Genomic DNA, 15618 nt, shown 5'->3' with positions numbered 1-15618 from the left:
GGGAACTCCGGCCGTGCCACGCGCTCGCGGCGTAGGATGGTGGCGACCCGATCGTCGCCGAAGCCTCAGGAGTCCGTGCCATGGAATGGCTGATCCCGCTCATCATCGTCGTCGTCCTGGTGCTGGCGATCGGCATCTACCTGTGGACCACCTACAACTCGCTCGTCACCCTCAACGTGCGCGTCGACGAGGCGTGGAGCGACATCACGGTGCAGCTGAAGCGCCGTGCCGACCTGATCCCGAACCTCATCGAGGCGGTCAAGGGCTACGCGGCGCACGAGAAGGCCGTCTTCGAGAACGTCACGCGTGCGCGCGCCGAGACCCTGCAGGCGCAGGGCCCCGCCGAAGCGGGTGCGGCCGAGAACCACATGCAGCAGGCGCTGAAGTCGATCTTCGCGGTCGCCGAGGCGTACCCGCAGCTGCAGGCGAGCCAGAACTTCCTCCAGCTGCAGTCGGAGCTCGTCGACACGGAAGACAAGATCCAGGCGTCGCGCCGCTTCTACAACGGCGGCGTGCGCGAGCTGAACACGAAGATCAAGGTGTTCCCGAACACGCTCTTCGTGCGCAGCCTCGGCTTCCACGAGCGCGAGTTCTTCGAGGTCACCGAGGCCGCGGCGATCGCGGAGCCGCCGCGCGTGCAGTTCTAGGCCATGTACCGAGCGATCGCCCGGAACAAGCGCAACACCGTCTTCACCATCCTGCTCTTCCTCGCCATCGTCGGAGGGCTGGGCTACCTCGCCGCGGTGATCTACGGCGACCTCACGATCGTGGTCATCACGCTCGCGATCGCGACGGCGTACGCGCTCTTCCAGTACTTCACCGCCGACCGGCAGGCGCTGTCGATGTCGGGCGCCGTCGAGATCCACGGCGTCCGCGACCACCCGCGGCTGTGGCGCACGGTCGAGAACCTGTCGATCACGACCGGCACGCCGATGCCGCGCGTCTTCGTCATCTCCGATCCGGCGCCGAACGCCTTCGCGACGGGGCGCGACCCCCAGCACGCCGTCGTCGCCGCGACCACGGGCCTGCTCGAGATCATGGACGACTCCGAGCTCGAGGGCGTCATGGCCCACGAGATGGGCCACGTCCGCAACTACGACATCCGCCTCTCGATGGTCGTGTTCGGTCTCGTCGTGGCGATCGGCTTCATCGCCGACCTCTTCCTGCGCATGGCCTTCTTCGGGCGCAGCAGCAACGGCAACCCGATCGTGCTGGTCTTCGGCCTCGCGGCGATGCTCATCGCCCCGCTCGTGGCGAGTCTCGTGCAGCTGGCGATCTCGCGGCAGCGCGAGTACCTGGCGGATGCCACGGGCGCCATGACCACACGTCACCCCGACGCGCTCGCCCGCGCGCTGCTGAAGCTCGAGGCGTACGGCCGTCCCATGCAGCGGCAGAACACCTCGATGGCCCACCTCTGGATCGCCGACCCGCTGAAGCCGGGCGCGATCGACCGCCTGTTCGCCACGCACCCGCCGATCGCGGAGCGCGTCCAGCGACTGCACGAGATGGGGCGCAGCTTCTAGGCCACCCGCTACGCGGCGCTGGCGAGTGCCGACGAGATCGCGGGGGAGAGGTCGCCGCGGCCGGTGACGGCGATGTCGTCGAGGCCCTGCCAGGCAGCAGCGCGCCGGAGCACGGGCGCCAGCCGCTCGGCGGCGTCTGCCGGGGCATGCGGCTCGGCCCACGCCGACTGCACCCGCAGCACGCGCGCCGCACGATCGCTCTTCAGGTCGACCCGCCCGACGACGCGGTCGTCGAGCAGCACCGGCAGCGAGTAGTAGCCGAAGCGACGCTGCGCCTCGGGCGTGTAGATCTCGATGCGGTAGTGGAAGTCGAACAGGCGCTCGGCGCGCGGCCGGAACCATACGACGGGGTCGAACGGCGACAGCAGCGCGGCGGCCTCGAGGCGCCGCGGCCGCCGCGCGTCGCGGTGCAGCCACGCCGGCGTCTGGCGCGACCCCGTGGTCCACGAGGGCACCTCGACAGGACGCAGCACGCCTGCGTCGACGAGGTCGGCGATCGCGGGCCGCACCTGCGCGGCCTTCATGCGCCAGTAGTCGGCGAGGTCGGCCGCGGTGGCGATGCCGAGGGCGGATGCCGCGCGCTCGACGAGCACCCGCACCTGATCGGCCTCGGCGGGTGCCGCATCGAGCAGCGACACGTCGAGCGCCTGCTCGGGGAGCGCGTACACACGTTCGAACCGGCGACGGTCGACGCAGACGACCTCACCAGTGCGGAACATCCATTCCAGGGTGCGCTTGACGTCGGACCAGCCCCACCACGGGCCGCGGCGCTCGTTCGCGTCGTGCTCGATCGCACTCGCCGGCATCGGGCCGTTCGCCTCGAGCTCGGCTCGCAGCCAGTCGGCGAGCCGCCGGTTCTCGGAGAGCCAGCCGCCCCACTCGGTCGCGCCGGAGCGCCGGTACTCCTCACGCCGGAACTCGAACATCGGCCACAGCTCGCGCGGGATGAACGCCGCCTGGTGCGCCCAGTACTCGACGAGGCGGCCGCGCCGGCCCCATGCCATGCGGTCGAGCGCGGCACGATCGTAGGCGCCGACCCGGCTGAACGCCGGCAGGTAGTGGCTGCGCTCGAACACGTTGACCGAGTCGATCTGGAGCAGGCCCAGCCGGTCGACGACGCCGGCGATCGCGCGCGTGCCCGGCGCGGCCGGCACGGCACGCCCGAAGCCCTGCGCGGCGAGTGCGATGCGGCGGGCGAGGGCGGGACTGACGTGGTCGACCATGGTGCCTCGACCCTAACCGGAGCCCGCGACATACGGCGGAACGGCCCGGATCCGGGACCCTAGACTGGGCCCATGGCGGATGCCAAGGGGACCTCTCGCGTGCGACGTGCGCGCGCACGCCGCAGCGCCGCCACGGACGACCGCGTCGCGACCGAGCGCGACGCCGCGTCATCCGTGCCCTACGGCATGCGCGTCGCCGCCGCATGGTCGTGGCGGCTCCTGCTCGTCGGCGGAGTGCTCGCGGTCGTCGTCTTCCTCATCATCCAACTGCGCTTCGTGGTCGTGCCGGTCTTCGTGGCCGTGCTGCTGTCGGCGCTGCTCGTGCCGTTCGCCGAGTTCCTCCGCCGCCACCGGTGGCCCAAGTGGCTCGCCGTGACCGTCGCGATGCTCACCGCGCTCCTCGCCGTCGCGGGACTCCTGACGCTCGGCATCTCGCAGATCGTCCGGGGATCCGGCGACCTCGCCCGGCAGAGCGTCATCGCATGGGAGGAGTTCCGCGAATGGCTCCTCGAGGGGCCGCTGCACATCACGACGGCGCAGTTCGACGCCTGGGTCGAGGAGATCGGCGCCGCGCTGCAGGACAACAGCAGCGTGCTGGTCAGCGGTGCGCTGTCGGTGGGCTCGACCCTCGGACACTTCCTCGCCGGGCTGCTGCTCGTTCTCTTCGCGACGCTGTTCATCCTCATCGACGGCAAGTTCATCTGGAACTGGATCGTCGGCATCTTCCCGCGCCGCGCGCGCGCCGCGATCGACGGCAGCGGCCGGGCCGGCTGGGCCACCCTCCAGAACTTCGTCAAGGTGCAGATCCTCGTCGCCACGATCGACGCGATCGGCATCGGCCTGGGCGCGCTGCTGCTCGGCGTGCCCCTCGCGATCCCGATCGCGATCCTCGTGTTCCTCGGCTCGTTCATCCCCATCGTCGGCGCGGTCATCACCGGAGCGCTCGCCGTGTTCGTCGCCCTCGTCTACAACGGCTGGGGCATCGCGCTCGCCATGCTCGGCGTGGTGCTGCTCGTCCAGCAGGTCGAGGGGCACGTGCTGCAGCCGCTCATCATGGGCACCGCAGTGAAGGTCCACCCGCTCGGCGTCGTCATCGCCGTCACGACCGGTTCGCTGCTCGCGGGCATCGCCGGCGCGCTGTTCGCCGTGCCGGTGGCGGCCGTCGCGAACGTCATGATCCTCTACGTCGCGAGCGGCATCTGGAAACAGGCCGAGCCGCCCGCGCCGTCCGAGACCCATTCCCCGCTCTGGCGCACGGTACCGCAGCGCCCCGGATACGGACGGTGACATGAACCACGCCCTCGACGCACGCACGCACGCCGCGCCGCCGCTCGTCGCCCCCGGCCCGGCCGCCCCCGCGTGGCCCGGCCCCGACCTCTCCGGGTTCGAGCGCGCACAGGGCATCGTCGCGCACGTGGCCCGGCGCACGCCCATGGAGTCCTCGCGCTTCCTCGCCGCGGTCGCCGGGGTCCCCGTGCACCTGAAGTGCGAGAACCTGCAGCGCACCGGCTCGTACAAGCTCCGGGGCGCCTTCAACCGGATGTCGGCGCTCACCCGCGACGAGCGGGCGCTCGGCGTCGTGGCCGCCTCGGCGGGGAACCACGCGCAGGGAGTCGCGTACGCCGCCCGGGAGCTCGGCATCCACGCGACGATCTTCATGCCGGTCGGCGTCGCCCTGCCGAAGCTCGAGGCGACGCGGGCGTACGGCGCCGACGTCGTGCTCCGCGGCGACTCGGTGGGCGAGACGCTCGAGGCGGCGGCCAGGTTCGCCGAGGAGAGCGGCGCGGTGCTCATCCCGCCGTTCGACCACGCCGACGTGATCGCCGGCCAGGGCACCCTCGGACTCGAGATCCTCGAGCAGGCGCCGGATGCCACGACCATCGTCGTGCCCATCGGCGGCGGCGGGCTCGCCGCGGGCATCGCCAGCGCCGCGAAGCAGAAGGCCGCCGCGCTCGGCCGCACGGTCCGCGTCATCGGGGTGCAGGCCGAGAACGCCTCGCCGTATCCGCCGTCGCTCGCGGCAGGCGCTCCCACGACCGTGCCGGTGGTGCCGACCATCGCCGACGGCATCGCCGTCTACAAGCCGGGCGAACTCAACTTCGACATCATCCGGCACGCGGTCGACGAGGTCGTGACGGTCACCGAGGACGACATCGCGCGCGCCCTGCTCGTGCTGCTCGAGCGGGCGAAGCTCGTCGTCGAGCCGGCGGGCGCCGTGGGCGTGGCCGCGCTCATGACCGGTGCGGTGCGCTCCGACGGGCCGACCGTGGTCGTCCTGTCGGGCGGAAACATCGATCCGCTGCTCATGCAGCGGGTCATCGCGCACGGGCTCGCGGCTTCCGACCGGTACCTCACCCTGCGCATCGGACTGCCCGACCGGCCGGGGCAGCTCGCGCGGATCGCCGAGCTCGTCGCCGAGGCGAACGCCAACGTCGTCGAGGTCCTGCACACGCGGCACGGCGCGGGAATGCAGATCTCCGAGGTCGCGCTGCAGCTCTCGGTCGAGACCCGCGGACCCGAGCACCGGGCCGAGGTCGTCCAGGTGCTGCGCCGGGCCGGGTACGAGCCGGAGGTCATCGAGGAATGAGCGAGGGGCGGATGCCGCGCCGAACGCGCCGCACCCGCCCCTCGAGGCTCATGCCGTGGCCTACTGGCCGCCCCAGGTCTCGACCTCGCGGATCTCGACCGGGATCTCGCGCCCGTTGGGCGCCGTGTAGCTCGTCTTCTCGCCGACCTTCAGGCCGAGGATGGCCTCGCCGAGCGGCGACTGCTCGCTGAAGACGTCGAGTTCCGAATCGCCGGCGATCTCGCGGCTGCCGATGAGGAACCGCTCCTCGTCACCGGCGACGACGGCCGTGATGACGGTGCCGGACTCGACGACGCCGCTCGACTCGGGCGCCTCGCCGACCTCGGCGTTGCGCAGCAACTCGGTGAGCTGCCGGATGCGGGCCTCCTGCTTGCCCTGCTCGTCCTTCGCGGCGTGGTAGCCGCCGTTCTCCTTGAGGTCGCCCTCTTCACGCGCGGCCTCGATGCGCTTCGCGATCTCCTCGCGGCCGGTGGTGGAGAGGTGCTCGAGCTCGGCGGCGAGCCGGTCGTAGGCCTCCTGGGTGAGCCAGGTGACGGTTGCCTCCTGCGCCATGGTGCACACTCCCGTGTATAGACGTGACGCCCCGGCGAGTGCCGGAGCGAATCTCCTATGTTAGATCAGCCAGCAGTCCGAGACCAAACCGGTGTTGGGCTCCAGCGCGGTTCGCACGGTCTCGGTGAAGGTCCGCAGCGGACGCTCGGACGCGGGGAGCTCGACGATCTTCCATCCGACCACCGTGAAGTCCTCGTTGTAGGCCTGCACGATGCAGGCCGTCTCGTTGCCGGCGGGTGCCGAGAGGCGCCAGGTCACCTCCACCGAGTGGTCGTCGATGAGCCGGTGGCCGAGGTCGGTCGCCTGCACCTGCGGACGGCTGCCGTCGAGGCCCGCCCACACGACCCAGGCGACGAGCACCACGGCGAACGCGAGTGCGGCGCCGCCGAGGATCCACCGCTCGCGACGCCTTCGGTCGGCGGTACGGCCGTAGCGCCGTTCCAGGTCGACGGATGCCGCGGCTCCGGACCCGCGCGGACGGACGCCGTCCAGGGCGGCATCCTCGACGGCGGCGTCGACGGCTGCCGCGTCGGCGGATTCGCGTGGGGGCACCGCCCGGCTCCTTCCCGGCTCGATCGTCTAGGCTTCAGGCAAGCCTACGCCCCGCCCCTGAAGGGATCCCGATGCCCGTCGCGTCCTCCGTCACCGCGCTGCTCGCCGTCGCCGCGGAGGAGGAGTTCGACCCGAACGACGTGACGCCGGGGGTCGAGGGCTTCGTCATCACCTTCATCGTGATGGCGGTGGTGCTGCTGCTCGTGCTCGACATGGTGCGCCGCATCCGGCGGGTCAACTACCGCGCCGAGGCGAAGGCGCGGCTCGACGCCGAGGAGCGCGCCGCGGAGGGCGGCGAGCCGGGCGACTCCGGTGGATCGCCCGACGCCGCGGCATCCGACGCCCCGCCCTCGAAGCCCGAGTAGGCCGTCGTCGGGCGGAGGGCCCGGGGCGCCGGCGCGTCAGCCGACGTGGTACACCGGGTCCACGGCGATGATCAGCGTCGCCGTCCAGTGGCACATGAACGCGAGCACCGTGCACACGTGGAAGATCTCGTGGAACCCGAAATGCCCCGGCCACGGGTTCGGCCGCTTCATGCCGTACACGATCGCACCGACCGTGTAGAGCAGGCCGCCGGCGATCACGAGCACCATCATCGCGACGCTCGCCTCGAGCAGGTCGCCGAGGTACATCACGGCCGCCCAGCCGAGCAGCAGGTAGAGCGGCACGTAGAACCACCGCGGCGCGCCGATCCAGAACACGCGGAACGCGATGCCGACGAGGGCCCCGCCCCAGACGATCCCGAGCAGCAGCCAGCCCTTTTCGGGCGGCAGCGCGAGGATCGCGAGGGGCGTGTACGTGCCCGCGATGAGCAGGAAGATGTTCGCGTGGTCGATCCGCTTCAGGAGGACCTTCGTGCGCGGCTGCCAGTCGAAGCGGTGGTACAGCGCCGAGTTGCCGAACAGCAGCATCGAGGTGAGGACGAACACCGCAGACGCCCACTTCGCCGCCGACCCCTCGGCGAGCACGATGAGCACGATGCCCGCGACGATCGTGATCGGGAAGGTGACGGCGTGGATCCATCCGCGCCACGTCGGCTTCCCGTCGGCCGGAGGCTCGGGCGACGCGTCGATGAGCGGCAGGTTCGGCAGGTCGGGTCCGCGGGCGTCGTCGACGGCGACGGCCGCGTCGGCCGCGTCGAGTTCGGATTCGGGGCGCTGCAGGTGCTCGCCGACGTCCTCGGGTTCGCTCGCAGGGCTCATGTGCACAGCGTAGGGCTGCGGTGGTCACGGGTTGCTGGGAGTGACGGCGGTGGGGGGAGGAGTACCGTAGTCGGGTGCAGACGAGCGATCACCACCTCGGTCGCGGGCTCCTCTACCGGCTCTACCAGAACCGGCTCCGGCGCGAACTCGACCAGGCAGAACTGCCGCATCACGTGGCCATGATCATCGACGGGAACCGTCGGTGGGCCAAGCAGCTGGGGTACGAGACGGCCGCCCACGGCCACCGTGCTGGGGCTGCCAAGATGCGCGAGTTCCTCGAGTGGTGCGACGACCTCGGCATCAGGGTCGTGACCCTGTACCTGCTCTCGAGCGACAACCTCGGCAACCGCACGTCCGACGAGCTCGCCGACCTCATCGAGATCATCGCCGACCTCGCCGAGGAGCTCAGCCACTACCGCGACTGGCGGGTGCAGCACGTCGGGTCCGACGCGGGCCTGCCGGAACCGCTCGTCGCCGCGCTCGACGCCGCGGAGCACCGCACCGCCGACAAGAGGGGCCTCCACGTCAACCTCGCCGTCGGGTACGGCGGGCGCCGCGAGATCACCGACGCGATGCGCTCGATCGTGGCATCCCACCATGCCGAGGGCCGCAGCCTCGAGGACCTCGCCGAGTCGCTCACGCCCGACCTGATCGGCGAGCACCTGTACACGGGCGGCCAGCCCGACCCCGACCTCGTGATCCGCACGTCGGGCGAGCAACGGCTCAGCGACTTCATGCTCTGGCAGGCCGCCCACAGCGAGTTCTACTTCGTCGAGGCGCTCGGGCCCGACCTGCGCGAAGTCGACTTCCTGCGCGCCGTCCGCGACTACACGATGCGGCACCGGCGGTACGGCGGCTGAGCATTCCCCTTCAGGCATGTCAGGATATGGCTCGGAGGAAGGGGGCTGAGGCCCAGTGAGCATCGACGACTACCTCGCCGGATTCACCGAGGAACCCGGCTACCTCGACTACGGTCGTGTCGGCCCCATGGCGCGCACCGCCGCCGAGGAGACCTTCGCGTTCACGCACGTGCTCGAGCGGGCGCGCCACGGCAGCCTCGACGCGCTGCGCGAGCAGGACGCACGTCTCCGCGGCGCGGCATCCGCCCTGACCGGGTTCGTCGCGGACCAGGTCGTCACGGTCCCCAACACCACGACGGGGCTCATGCACGCCATGTTCGGGCTCACCGGGACGGTGCTGCTCTCGCCCGGCGAGTTCCCCAGCCTGCCGATCGCGGCCGTGCGCGCGCACGAGGCGCTGCACTCGGTGCAGCCGGCATGGCTCGAGACCGATCACGGCAAGGTCACGCCCGGGCAGATCCGCGAGCAGCTCGAGGCCAACGTCGCCGCGGTCGCGGTGAGCCTGGTCGACTCGCGGACCGGGTACCTGTGCGACCTCGAGGGCATCAGGCAGGTGATCGGCGACCGGCTCCTCATCGTCGACGCGATCCAGGGCTTCGGCGTCGTCGACGCGCCGTGGGAGCTCGCGGACGTCGTCGTGACCGGTGGGCAGAAGTGGTGCCGGGCCGGATGGGGCACCGGCTTCATGGCCGTGTCGGCCCGCGCCCGCGAGCAGCTCACGCCCGTGTTCTCCGGGTACAGCGGAACCGACGAGGACGAGGTGTGGGACGAGGTGCCGCCGCCCGCGTCGACCGCGCGCGCGTTCCGCGTGTCGAACCCCGACCCGATCGCCGCGGCCCGGTTCGCCGCCACCATGGAGGAGCTCGCCGCGGTGGGCGTCGAGGTCGTGAACGCCCGCCTCGCCGAGAACGTCAGCCGTGTGATCGATCTCGCCGACGAGTTCGCGATCCCCGTCTCGTCGTCACGCGACGAGCGCGAACGCGCCGGCATCGTCGTGCTCGAGCCCGAACCCGAGCACGTCACCGTCCTGTCGGCCTCCCTGCACAACCACGGCGTCACCGCCACCACGCGCCTCGGCAGCGTGCGGCTCAGCGTCCACGCGGCGCTGTCGGAGGACACGATCGAGATGCTGCGCGGCGCGTTCGTGTCGTTCAACACGGCCGCGACGTACTGAGGCCGGGCCGCGGCATCCGTCACCCGGGTCGACGCGATGTGAACAGCGGATGTCGCGCCGCGTGTCGCGCACGCGGATGTCGTCGGTCGGACGTACCGTCGAGGCATCGGGCAGGGAGCCCGGTCGAGTCGGCTCGTGAACCGCTCGTTGGAGGATCGCCGGCCGGCGCGTGAGCCGAGCGGAAGCTCGGGGCAGGAGCGGTCGTGACCTCTGTGGAATCCACCAACCCCGTCGGATCCGTCGAGTCGGGCATCAGCCGGGCACCGGCGGAGGACGCGCCCGGCGGGATCGCGCAGGCCGAACGCACCTACGTGCTCGACACGTCGGTGCTGCTGTCGGACCCGCGTGCCCTGTTCCGCTTCGCCGAGCACGCGGTGGTGCTGCCCGTCGTGGTCATCACCGAGCTCGAGGCGAAGCGCAACGACCCCGAGATCGGGTTCTTCGCCCGCAAGGCGCTGCGGATCCTCGACGACCTGCGCGTCGAGCACGAGCGGCTCGACTTCCCGATCCCCGTCGGCGACGGGGGGTCGCTGCGCGTCGAGCTCAACCACTCGAGCCTGTCGGTGCTGCCGAGCGGCCTGCAGCTGAACGACAACGACTCGCGCATCCTCGCGTGCGCCATGAACCTCGCCAACGACGGGCTCGCGGTGACCGTCGTCTCGAAGGACCTCCCCCTGCGGGTCAAGGCCGCCTCGGTCGGCCTCGACGCGCAGGAGTACCGTGCCGAGCTCGCGATCGATTCGGGCTGGACCGGCATGGCCGAACTCGCGCTCGGATCCAACGACATGGCGAAGCTGTACGAGCACGAGTCGCTCACGACGCGCGAGGTCGAGGGGATGCCGGTCAACACCGGACTCGTCATCCAGTCCGAGCGCGGCTCGGCGCTCGGCCGCGTGGTGGGCGAGCACGAGGTGCGCCTGGTCCGCGGCGACCGGGAGGTGTTCGGCGTGCACGGCCGGTCGGCGGAGCAGCGGCTCGCGATCGACCTGCTCCTCGATCAGGAGATCGGCATCCTGTCGCTCGGCGGTCGTGCCGGCACCGGCAAGTCGGCGCTCGCGCTCTGCGCCGGGCTCGAGGCGGTGCTCGAACGGCAGCAGCACAAGAAGATCATGGTGTTCCGCCCGCTCTACGCGGTCGGCGGCCAGGAACTCGGCTACCTGCCCGGCGACCAGGGCGAGAAGATGAACCCCTGGGCGCAGGCGGTCTTCGACACGCTCGGCGCGCTCGTGTCCGACAACGTGCTCGAAGAGGTCGTGGACCGCGGCATCCTCGAGGTGCTGCCGCTCACGCACATCCGCGGTCGGTCGCTGCACGACGCGTTCGTGATCGTCGACGAGGCGCAGTCGCTCGAGCGCAACGTCCTGCTCACGGTGCTCAGCCGCGTCGGGCAGAACTCGCGCGTGATCCTCACGCACGACGTGGCCCAGCGCGACAACCTGCGCGTGGGTCGCCACGACGGCGTCGCGAGCGTGATCGAGACCCTGAAGGGGCATCCGCTCTTCGCGCACATCACGCTGACCCGCTCGGAGCGCTCGGCGATCGCGGCGCTCGTCTCGGAGATGCTCGACGGCGCCGAGCTCGCCTGACCCGACGCGACGACGGGCCCGGAACAGTTCGTTCCGGGCCCGTCGGCCGTGGTCGCGGATGTCGCGTGCCGAGCGCTACCTCGCCTGCGGCGGTCGCGTCATCGACAGCAGGTGCAGCGCCTCGTCGAGCTGCGACTCGGTGAGGTCGCCGCGCTCGACGTGGCCGAGCTCGATCACGGCCTCGCGGACGGTGATGCCCTTCGCGACCGAGTGCTTGGCGATCTTCGCCGCGGCCTCGTAGCCGATGATCTTGTTCAGCGGCGTGACGATCGACGGCGACATGCCCGCGAGCGCGGTCGTGCGCTCCTCGTTGACCTGCAGGCCGTCGACGGTCTTGTCGGCGAGCACGCGAACCGACTTCGACAGCAGCCGGATGGACTCGAGGAGCGCCGTGCCCATGACCGGGATCTGCACGTTGAGCTCGAACGAGCCCGAGGCGCCGGCCCACGCGATCGTGGCGTCGTTGCCGACCACCCGCGAGGCGACCATGAGGACGGCCTCGGGCACCACCGGGTTGACCTTGCCCGGCATGATCGACGAACCCGGCTGCAGGTCGGGGATGAGCAGCTCGCCGAGGCCCGTGTTCGGACCCGAGCCCATCCAGCGGAGGTCGTTGCAGATCTTGGTGAGGCTCACCGCGATCGTGCGGAGCGCACCCGACGCCTCGACGAGGCCGTCGCGGTTCGCCTGCGCCTCGAAGTGGTCGGCGGCTTCGGAGATCGGCAGCTCGGTCTCCTGCTGCAGGAGCTCGATGACCAGCTGCGGGAAGCCGGTGGGGGTGTTGATGCCCGTGCCCACTGCCGTGCCGCCGAGCGGCACCTCGGCGACGCGGGGGAGCGCCGAGCGCACGCGCTCGATCCCGAGGCGGATCTGGCGGGCGTAGCCGCCGAACTCCTGGCCCAGGGTCACCGGCGTGGCATCCATGAGGTGCGTGCGGCCGGCCTTCACGATGCCTGCCCACGCCTCGGCCTTCGCCTCGAGCGCGACCGCGAGGTGGTCGAGCGAGGGGATGAGCTCGTCGATGAGCGCGGCGGTCACGGCGATGTGCACCGAGGTGGGGAAGACGTCGTTGGAGGACTGCGATGCGTTGACGTGGTCGTTGGGGTGGACCGGGCTGCCGAGCTTCTCGGTCGCGATCGTCGCGAGGACCTCGTTCATGTTCATGTTCGAGGACGTGCCGGAACCGGTCTGGTACACGTCGACCGGGAAGTGCTCGGTGAACGAGTGGCGGCCGGCGATGACCTCGTCGGCGGCGTCGGCGATGGCCTGCGCGAGCTGCGCGTCGAGCACGCCCAGCCGGGCGTTCGCGAGCGCCGCGGACTTCTTGATGCGCGCGAGCGCGGCGATCTGGGCGGGCTCGAGGCCCGAGCCCGAGATGGGGAAGTTCTCGACGGCACGCTGCGTCTGCGCGCGGTACAGCGCCGACGCGGGAACCCGCACCTCGCCCATCGTGTCGTGTTCGATCCGGTAGTCGGCGGCGTTGTCCACCACGGTGTGTTCCCCTTCGATCCAGGCGGTTGCGATCCCTGACAGCGGCGCGAGCGGCGAGCGGATGCCGCCGGCGGCGTCAGATGCGACCGACGACGATGTCGGTCTCGGCGCGGCCTTCGAGCAGGCGGTAGTTCGCGCCGACGATAGCCAGCGTACCGGCTGCGATCGCGTCGCTGATCACCTCGGAGCGGTCGAGGAGCTCGGCGACGGTGTCGCGCAGGTGCTCGCGTCCCACGTACGCGGCGTCGACGTCGGCGGGGTCGATGGGACCCTCGGTCGTTCCGGCCACCCGTCGCACCGCGGGCACGATCCGGTCGACGACGGACCGGATGTGCGCCGGCAGCGCCTCGGCGCCTTCGGCCTGCGAATCGATCGCGGCGCGCACGGCACCGCACTGGTCGTGCCCGAGCACCAGGATGAGCGGCACCCCGAGGACGCCGACGGCGTACTCGAGCGACCCGAGGACGGAGTCGGAGATCACCTGCCCGGCGTTGCGGACCACGAAGGCGTCGCCCAGCCCGACGTCGAAGATGATCTCGGCCGACAGCCGCGAGTCGCTGCAGCCGAAGATCGCCACGAGCGGTCGCTGGTGGTCGGCGAGCTCGGTTCGGCGGTCGACGTCCTGACGGGGGTGCTGCGGCGTACCGGCGATGAAGCGCTGGTTGCCGGCGCGCAGCTCGCGCCAGGTCTCGGCGGGGGTCGTGGGTCGTGCGGGGGCGGGCTGGCTCACGGCCGTTCCTCTCAGCGCTGTGCGTCGACGGCCGGCGCGATCGCGCGGGCCAGGGTCTCGAATTCCTCGGGCTCGGCGGTGCCGAGCAGTACGAACGTGCTGTCGCCGGCCTCGGTGACGAGGCCGTAGCGCGCGTTGCCGACGTCGGCGGTGCTCTCGCGGTTGTCGTAGACGGTCCACTCGACGCCGTCGATCGTGGTGACGCCGGTCGCGATGGTGTTCGCGAGCAGGTCTGCGGTCCAGGTCGGGTTGGCGCCGAGGCCCTGGTACATGCCCGCGTACTCGTCACTCGGCGTGAGGTACCCGGCGTACCAGGTCGTGATGCCGTCGGCTCGGTTGTCGCGAAGCTCGGCGGCGTTCGATCGCCAGCCCTCGGGCAGCTCGGGCACCGCGAGCTGCTGCTCGATGCCGGCCTGCGCCTGCGCTGCGACCGCGGGCACGTCGACGTTCCGCTCGATCGGCTCGTCGCTCCGCGGCACGAGCAGCACGATCACGGCGACCACGGCAAGGCTCGCGAGCAGCGAACCGACCAGGTTGCGGACGGTCTGCCGCTGGCGGCGCTTCACGGCGTCGTCGGCCTTGCGTGCCGCGGTCTCCTCCGGCGTCTCGGGCCGACCCAGCTCGGCGACGACCCGGGGCTCGCGACGTGCCATCAGCCCTCGCCGCCGTCGGCCGCGGGAACGGCTGCCGCGGCGCCGGCGCGGGCGGCGTCGAGCCGCGCCTTCGCGCCGACGAGCCACTCCTCGCACCGCTGAGCGAGGGCCTCGCCGCGCTCCCACAGGGCGAGCGATTCCTCGAGCGTGGCCGAGCCCTGCTCGAGCTCGGCGACGACGCGGACGAGCTCGTCGCGCGCCTGCTCGTAGCTCAGCTCGGCGACATCCGGGGGAGTGGTGGGCATGGAGGGCATTCTATTCGCCGTCGCCGACAGCACCCCGAGATGTCGCCGCGAGACTGCCCTCGGCGAGCGTGATGCGAAGGGACGTGCCCTCGGGCGCCTGGTCGGGGCGGGTGAGTACGCCGTCGTGGTCGCGTTGCACGATCGCATAGCCGCGCTGCAGCGTCGCGAGCGGCGACAGTGCGCGCAGTTGCGATCGCAGCTCGATCACTCGCACGTGCGCCCGTTCGATGGCGCGCTCGGCGAGCTCGGCGCCCCGGGCGACCCAGCGGGTGACGTCCTCCGCGCGACGGTCGACGATCCAGCCCGGATCTGCCAGCGCCGGCCGCGACCGCAGGTGGCCCAGCCGATCGATCTCGTGCGAGACGAGCGTCGTCACGCGCATGCGAAGTCGAGCCCGCGCCTGCTCGACCCGGATGAGCTCCTCGGCCACGTCGGGCACGACGCGCTTCGCGGCATCCGTCGGCGTCGACGCCCTGAGGTCGGCCACGTCGTCGAGCAGCGGGCGGTCGGCTTCGTGCCCGATCGCACTCACGATCGGGGTGGATGCCGCGGCCGCAGCCCGCACGACCCGCTCGTCGCTGAAGCCCAGAAGGTTCTGGAAGTCGCCGCCGCCGCGGGCGACGATGATGACGTCGACCGCAGGGTCGGCGTCGAGGCGCCGGATGGCGGAGACCACCTCGGGGCAGCACCGGTCGCCCTGCACCGCGGCGTACACCACGCGGAACTCGACCGCGGGCCACCGAAGCCGCGCGTTGCGGATCACGTCCTTCTCGGCGTCGCTGTCCTTGCCCGTGACGAGGCCGATGACGGCAGGAAGGAACGGCAGTCGCTTCTTGCGGGCCGCGTCGAAGAGCCCCTCGGCCGCGAGCTGCGCGCGGAGCCGCTCGAGCCGCTCGAGCAGGTCGCCGAGTCCGACGTGCCGCAGGTCGAACACCTGCATCGTGAGAGAGCCGCCCTTGACCCACCAGTTCGGCTTGACCAGGGCGACGACGTGATCGCCCGCCTTGAACTGCTCGGTGAGCTTGGCGCGCGTCGACGACCAGATCGTGAACGACACCGTGGCCTCGGCCTCGAGATCCTTGAGCTTGCCGTAGACGTTGCCGGCCGAGACGCCCCACTGCGTGACCTCGCCCTCGATCCACACCGTGCCGAGGCGGTCGAGGTACTCCTTGAGCTTGCTCGACAGCATCGAGACGGGCCACGGGGTCTCGCGCGTCGTCGGGCCCTGAGCCATGCGTCT

At 71.3% G+C, this 15618-nt stretch carries 17 protein-coding genes; 8 read left to right on the top strand and 9 right to left on the bottom strand.

The annotated features are described in order from the left end of the window. The first annotated feature begins 80 nt into the window (after window positions 1–80). Both ACULK4_RS12305 and ACULK4_RS12300 read left to right on the top strand, forming a co-directional pair. Window positions 81–647 (top strand): LemA family protein, encoded by a 567-nt coding sequence (locus ACULK4_RS12305; RefSeq protein ID WP_445964698.1) that lies wholly within the window; start codon window positions 81–83, stop codon window positions 645–647. A 3-nt stretch (window positions 648–650) separates the two neighbouring features. Beyond that, window positions 651–1523 (top strand): M48 family metalloprotease, encoded by an 873-nt coding sequence (locus ACULK4_RS12300; RefSeq protein ID WP_445964697.1) that lies wholly within the window; start codon window positions 651–653, stop codon window positions 1521–1523. An 8-nt stretch (window positions 1524–1531) separates the two neighbouring features. On the opposite strand, the gene ACULK4_RS12295 is transcribed toward ACULK4_RS12300, so the two are convergent. Then, on the bottom strand, window positions 1532–2746 hold the full coding sequence (locus ACULK4_RS12295) for a winged helix-turn-helix domain-containing protein (protein ID WP_445964696.1): 1215 nt from the start codon (window positions 2744–2746) through the stop codon (window positions 1532–1534). 72 nt (window positions 2747–2818) lie between these two features. Between ACULK4_RS12295 and ACULK4_RS12290 the strand changes: the two genes are divergently transcribed. Further along, on the top strand, window positions 2819–4033 hold the full coding sequence (locus tag ACULK4_RS12290) for an AI-2E family transporter (protein ID WP_445964695.1): 1215 nt from the start codon (window positions 2819–2821) through the stop codon (window positions 4031–4033). Window position 4034: 1 nt separating this feature from the next. Beyond that, complete coding sequence (gene ilvA, locus ACULK4_RS12285) at window positions 4035–5333, top strand: threonine ammonia-lyase (RefSeq protein ID WP_445964694.1); 1299 nt, start codon at window positions 4035–4037, stop codon at window positions 5331–5333. A 60-nt stretch (window positions 5334–5393) separates the two neighbouring features. Here the strand turns inward: ilvA and greA are convergent, their stop codons facing one another. Continuing rightward, the gene (gene greA / locus ACULK4_RS12280) at window positions 5394–5885 is read right to left on the bottom strand and encodes a transcription elongation factor GreA (protein WP_445964693.1); all 492 of its coding nucleotides are present in this window, start codon (window positions 5883–5885) and stop codon (window positions 5394–5396) included. A 60-nt stretch (window positions 5886–5945) separates the two neighbouring features. Beyond that, entirely contained in the window at window positions 5946–6437 is a 492-nt protein-coding gene (locus ACULK4_RS12275; RefSeq protein WP_445964692.1) for a DUF4307 domain-containing protein, read from the bottom strand. Between the two features lie 71 nt (window positions 6438–6508). Between ACULK4_RS12275 and ACULK4_RS12270 the strand changes: the two genes are divergently transcribed. Beyond that, window positions 6509–6802 carry a hypothetical protein gene (locus tag ACULK4_RS12270; RefSeq protein ID WP_445964691.1) on the top strand — a complete coding sequence of 98 codons (294 nt, stop codon included), beginning with the start codon at window positions 6509–6511 and terminating at the stop codon, window positions 6800–6802. A 36-nt stretch (window positions 6803–6838) separates the two neighbouring features. On the opposite strand, the gene trhA is transcribed toward ACULK4_RS12270, so the two are convergent. Then, window positions 6839–7639 (bottom strand): PAQR family membrane homeostasis protein TrhA, encoded by an 801-nt coding sequence (gene trhA / locus ACULK4_RS12265; RefSeq protein WP_445964690.1) that lies wholly within the window; start codon window positions 7637–7639, stop codon window positions 6839–6841. Window positions 7640–7713: 74 nt separating this feature from the next. Between trhA and ACULK4_RS12260 the strand changes: the two genes are divergently transcribed. From ACULK4_RS12260 to phoH2, 3 genes are all read left to right on the top strand, one after another. Then, window positions 7714–8499: an isoprenyl transferase gene (locus ACULK4_RS12260; RefSeq protein ID WP_445964689.1), complete on the top strand. Its 786-nt coding sequence runs from the start codon at window positions 7714–7716 to the stop codon at window positions 8497–8499. Between the two features lie 55 nt (window positions 8500–8554). Next, window positions 8555–9673 (top strand): aminotransferase class V-fold PLP-dependent enzyme, encoded by a 1119-nt coding sequence (locus ACULK4_RS12255; RefSeq protein WP_445964688.1) that lies wholly within the window; start codon window positions 8555–8557, stop codon window positions 9671–9673. A 251-nt stretch (window positions 9674–9924) separates the two neighbouring features. Then, on the top strand, window positions 9925–11259 hold the full coding sequence (gene phoH2 / locus ACULK4_RS12250) for an RNA 5'-3' helicase PhoH2 (protein WP_445964724.1): 1335 nt from the start codon (window positions 9925–9927) through the stop codon (window positions 11257–11259). 75 nt (window positions 11260–11334) lie between these two features. On the opposite strand, the gene ACULK4_RS12245 is transcribed toward phoH2, so the two are convergent. The 5 genes from ACULK4_RS12245 to xseA form a co-directional block, all read right to left on the bottom strand. After that, a complete protein-coding gene (locus ACULK4_RS12245) occupies window positions 11335–12708 on the bottom strand; it encodes an aspartate ammonia-lyase (protein ID WP_501043386.1) in 1374 nt (457 codons plus the stop codon). A 118-nt stretch (window positions 12709–12826) separates the two neighbouring features. Next, the gene (locus ACULK4_RS12240) at window positions 12827–13480 is read right to left on the bottom strand and encodes a carbonic anhydrase (protein ID WP_445964686.1); all 654 of its coding nucleotides are present in this window, start codon (window positions 13478–13480) and stop codon (window positions 12827–12829) included. Window positions 13481–13491: 11 nt separating this feature from the next. Then, window positions 13492–14133: a DUF4245 family protein gene (locus ACULK4_RS12235; RefSeq protein ID WP_445964685.1), complete on the bottom strand. Its 642-nt coding sequence runs from the start codon at window positions 14131–14133 to the stop codon at window positions 13492–13494. Then, complete coding sequence (locus tag ACULK4_RS12230; protein ID WP_445964684.1) at window positions 14133–14387, bottom strand: exodeoxyribonuclease VII small subunit; 255 nt, start codon at window positions 14385–14387, stop codon at window positions 14133–14135. The genes ACULK4_RS12235 and ACULK4_RS12230 overlap by 1 nt, the downstream gene beginning before the upstream one ends. Before the next feature lies 1 nt (window position 14388). Continuing rightward, on the bottom strand, window positions 14389–15612 hold the full coding sequence (gene xseA, locus ACULK4_RS12225; protein ID WP_445964683.1) for an exodeoxyribonuclease VII large subunit: 1224 nt from the start codon (window positions 15610–15612) through the stop codon (window positions 14389–14391). Window positions 15613–15618: the final 6 nt, after the last annotated feature.

Source organism: Agromyces selenitireducens (genome assembly GCF_052748465.2).
This window is presented reverse-complemented; position numbering and strand designations above follow the sequence as displayed.

Coding starts and splice junctions, on each gene's coding strand:
- ACULK4_RS12305 (WP_445964698.1), top strand. CDS start 81: ATGGAATGGCTGATCCCGCTCATCATCGTCGTCGTCCTGGTGCTGGCG.
- ACULK4_RS12300 (WP_445964697.1), top strand. CDS start 651: ATGTACCGAGCGATCGCCCGGAACAAGCGCAACACCGTCTTCACCATC.
- ACULK4_RS12295 (WP_445964696.1), bottom strand. CDS start 2,746: ATGGTCGACCACGTCAGTCCCGCCCTCGCCCGCCGCATCGCACTCGCC.
- ACULK4_RS12290 (WP_445964695.1), top strand. CDS start 2,819: ATGGCGGATGCCAAGGGGACCTCTCGCGTGCGACGTGCGCGCGCACGC.
- ilvA (WP_445964694.1), top strand. CDS start 4,035: ATGAACCACGCCCTCGACGCACGCACGCACGCCGCGCCGCCGCTCGTC.
- greA (WP_445964693.1), bottom strand. CDS start 5,885: ATGGCGCAGGAGGCAACCGTCACCTGGCTCACCCAGGAGGCCTACGAC.
- ACULK4_RS12270 (WP_445964691.1), top strand. CDS start 6,509: ATGCCCGTCGCGTCCTCCGTCACCGCGCTGCTCGCCGTCGCCGCGGAG.
- trhA (WP_445964690.1), bottom strand. CDS start 7,639: ATGAGCCCTGCGAGCGAACCCGAGGACGTCGGCGAGCACCTGCAGCGC.
- ACULK4_RS12245 (WP_501043386.1), bottom strand. CDS start 12,708: ATGGGCGAGGTGCGGGTTCCCGCGTCGGCGCTGTACCGCGCGCAGACG.
- ACULK4_RS12235 (WP_445964685.1), bottom strand. CDS start 14,133: ATGGCACGTCGCGAGCCCCGGGTCGTCGCCGAGCTGGGTCGGCCCGAG.
- ACULK4_RS12230 (WP_445964684.1), bottom strand. CDS start 14,387: ATGCCCTCCATGCCCACCACTCCCCCGGATGTCGCCGAGCTGAGCTAC.
- xseA (WP_445964683.1), bottom strand. CDS start 15,612: ATGGCTCAGGGCCCGACGACGCGCGAGACCCCGTGGCCCGTCTCGATG.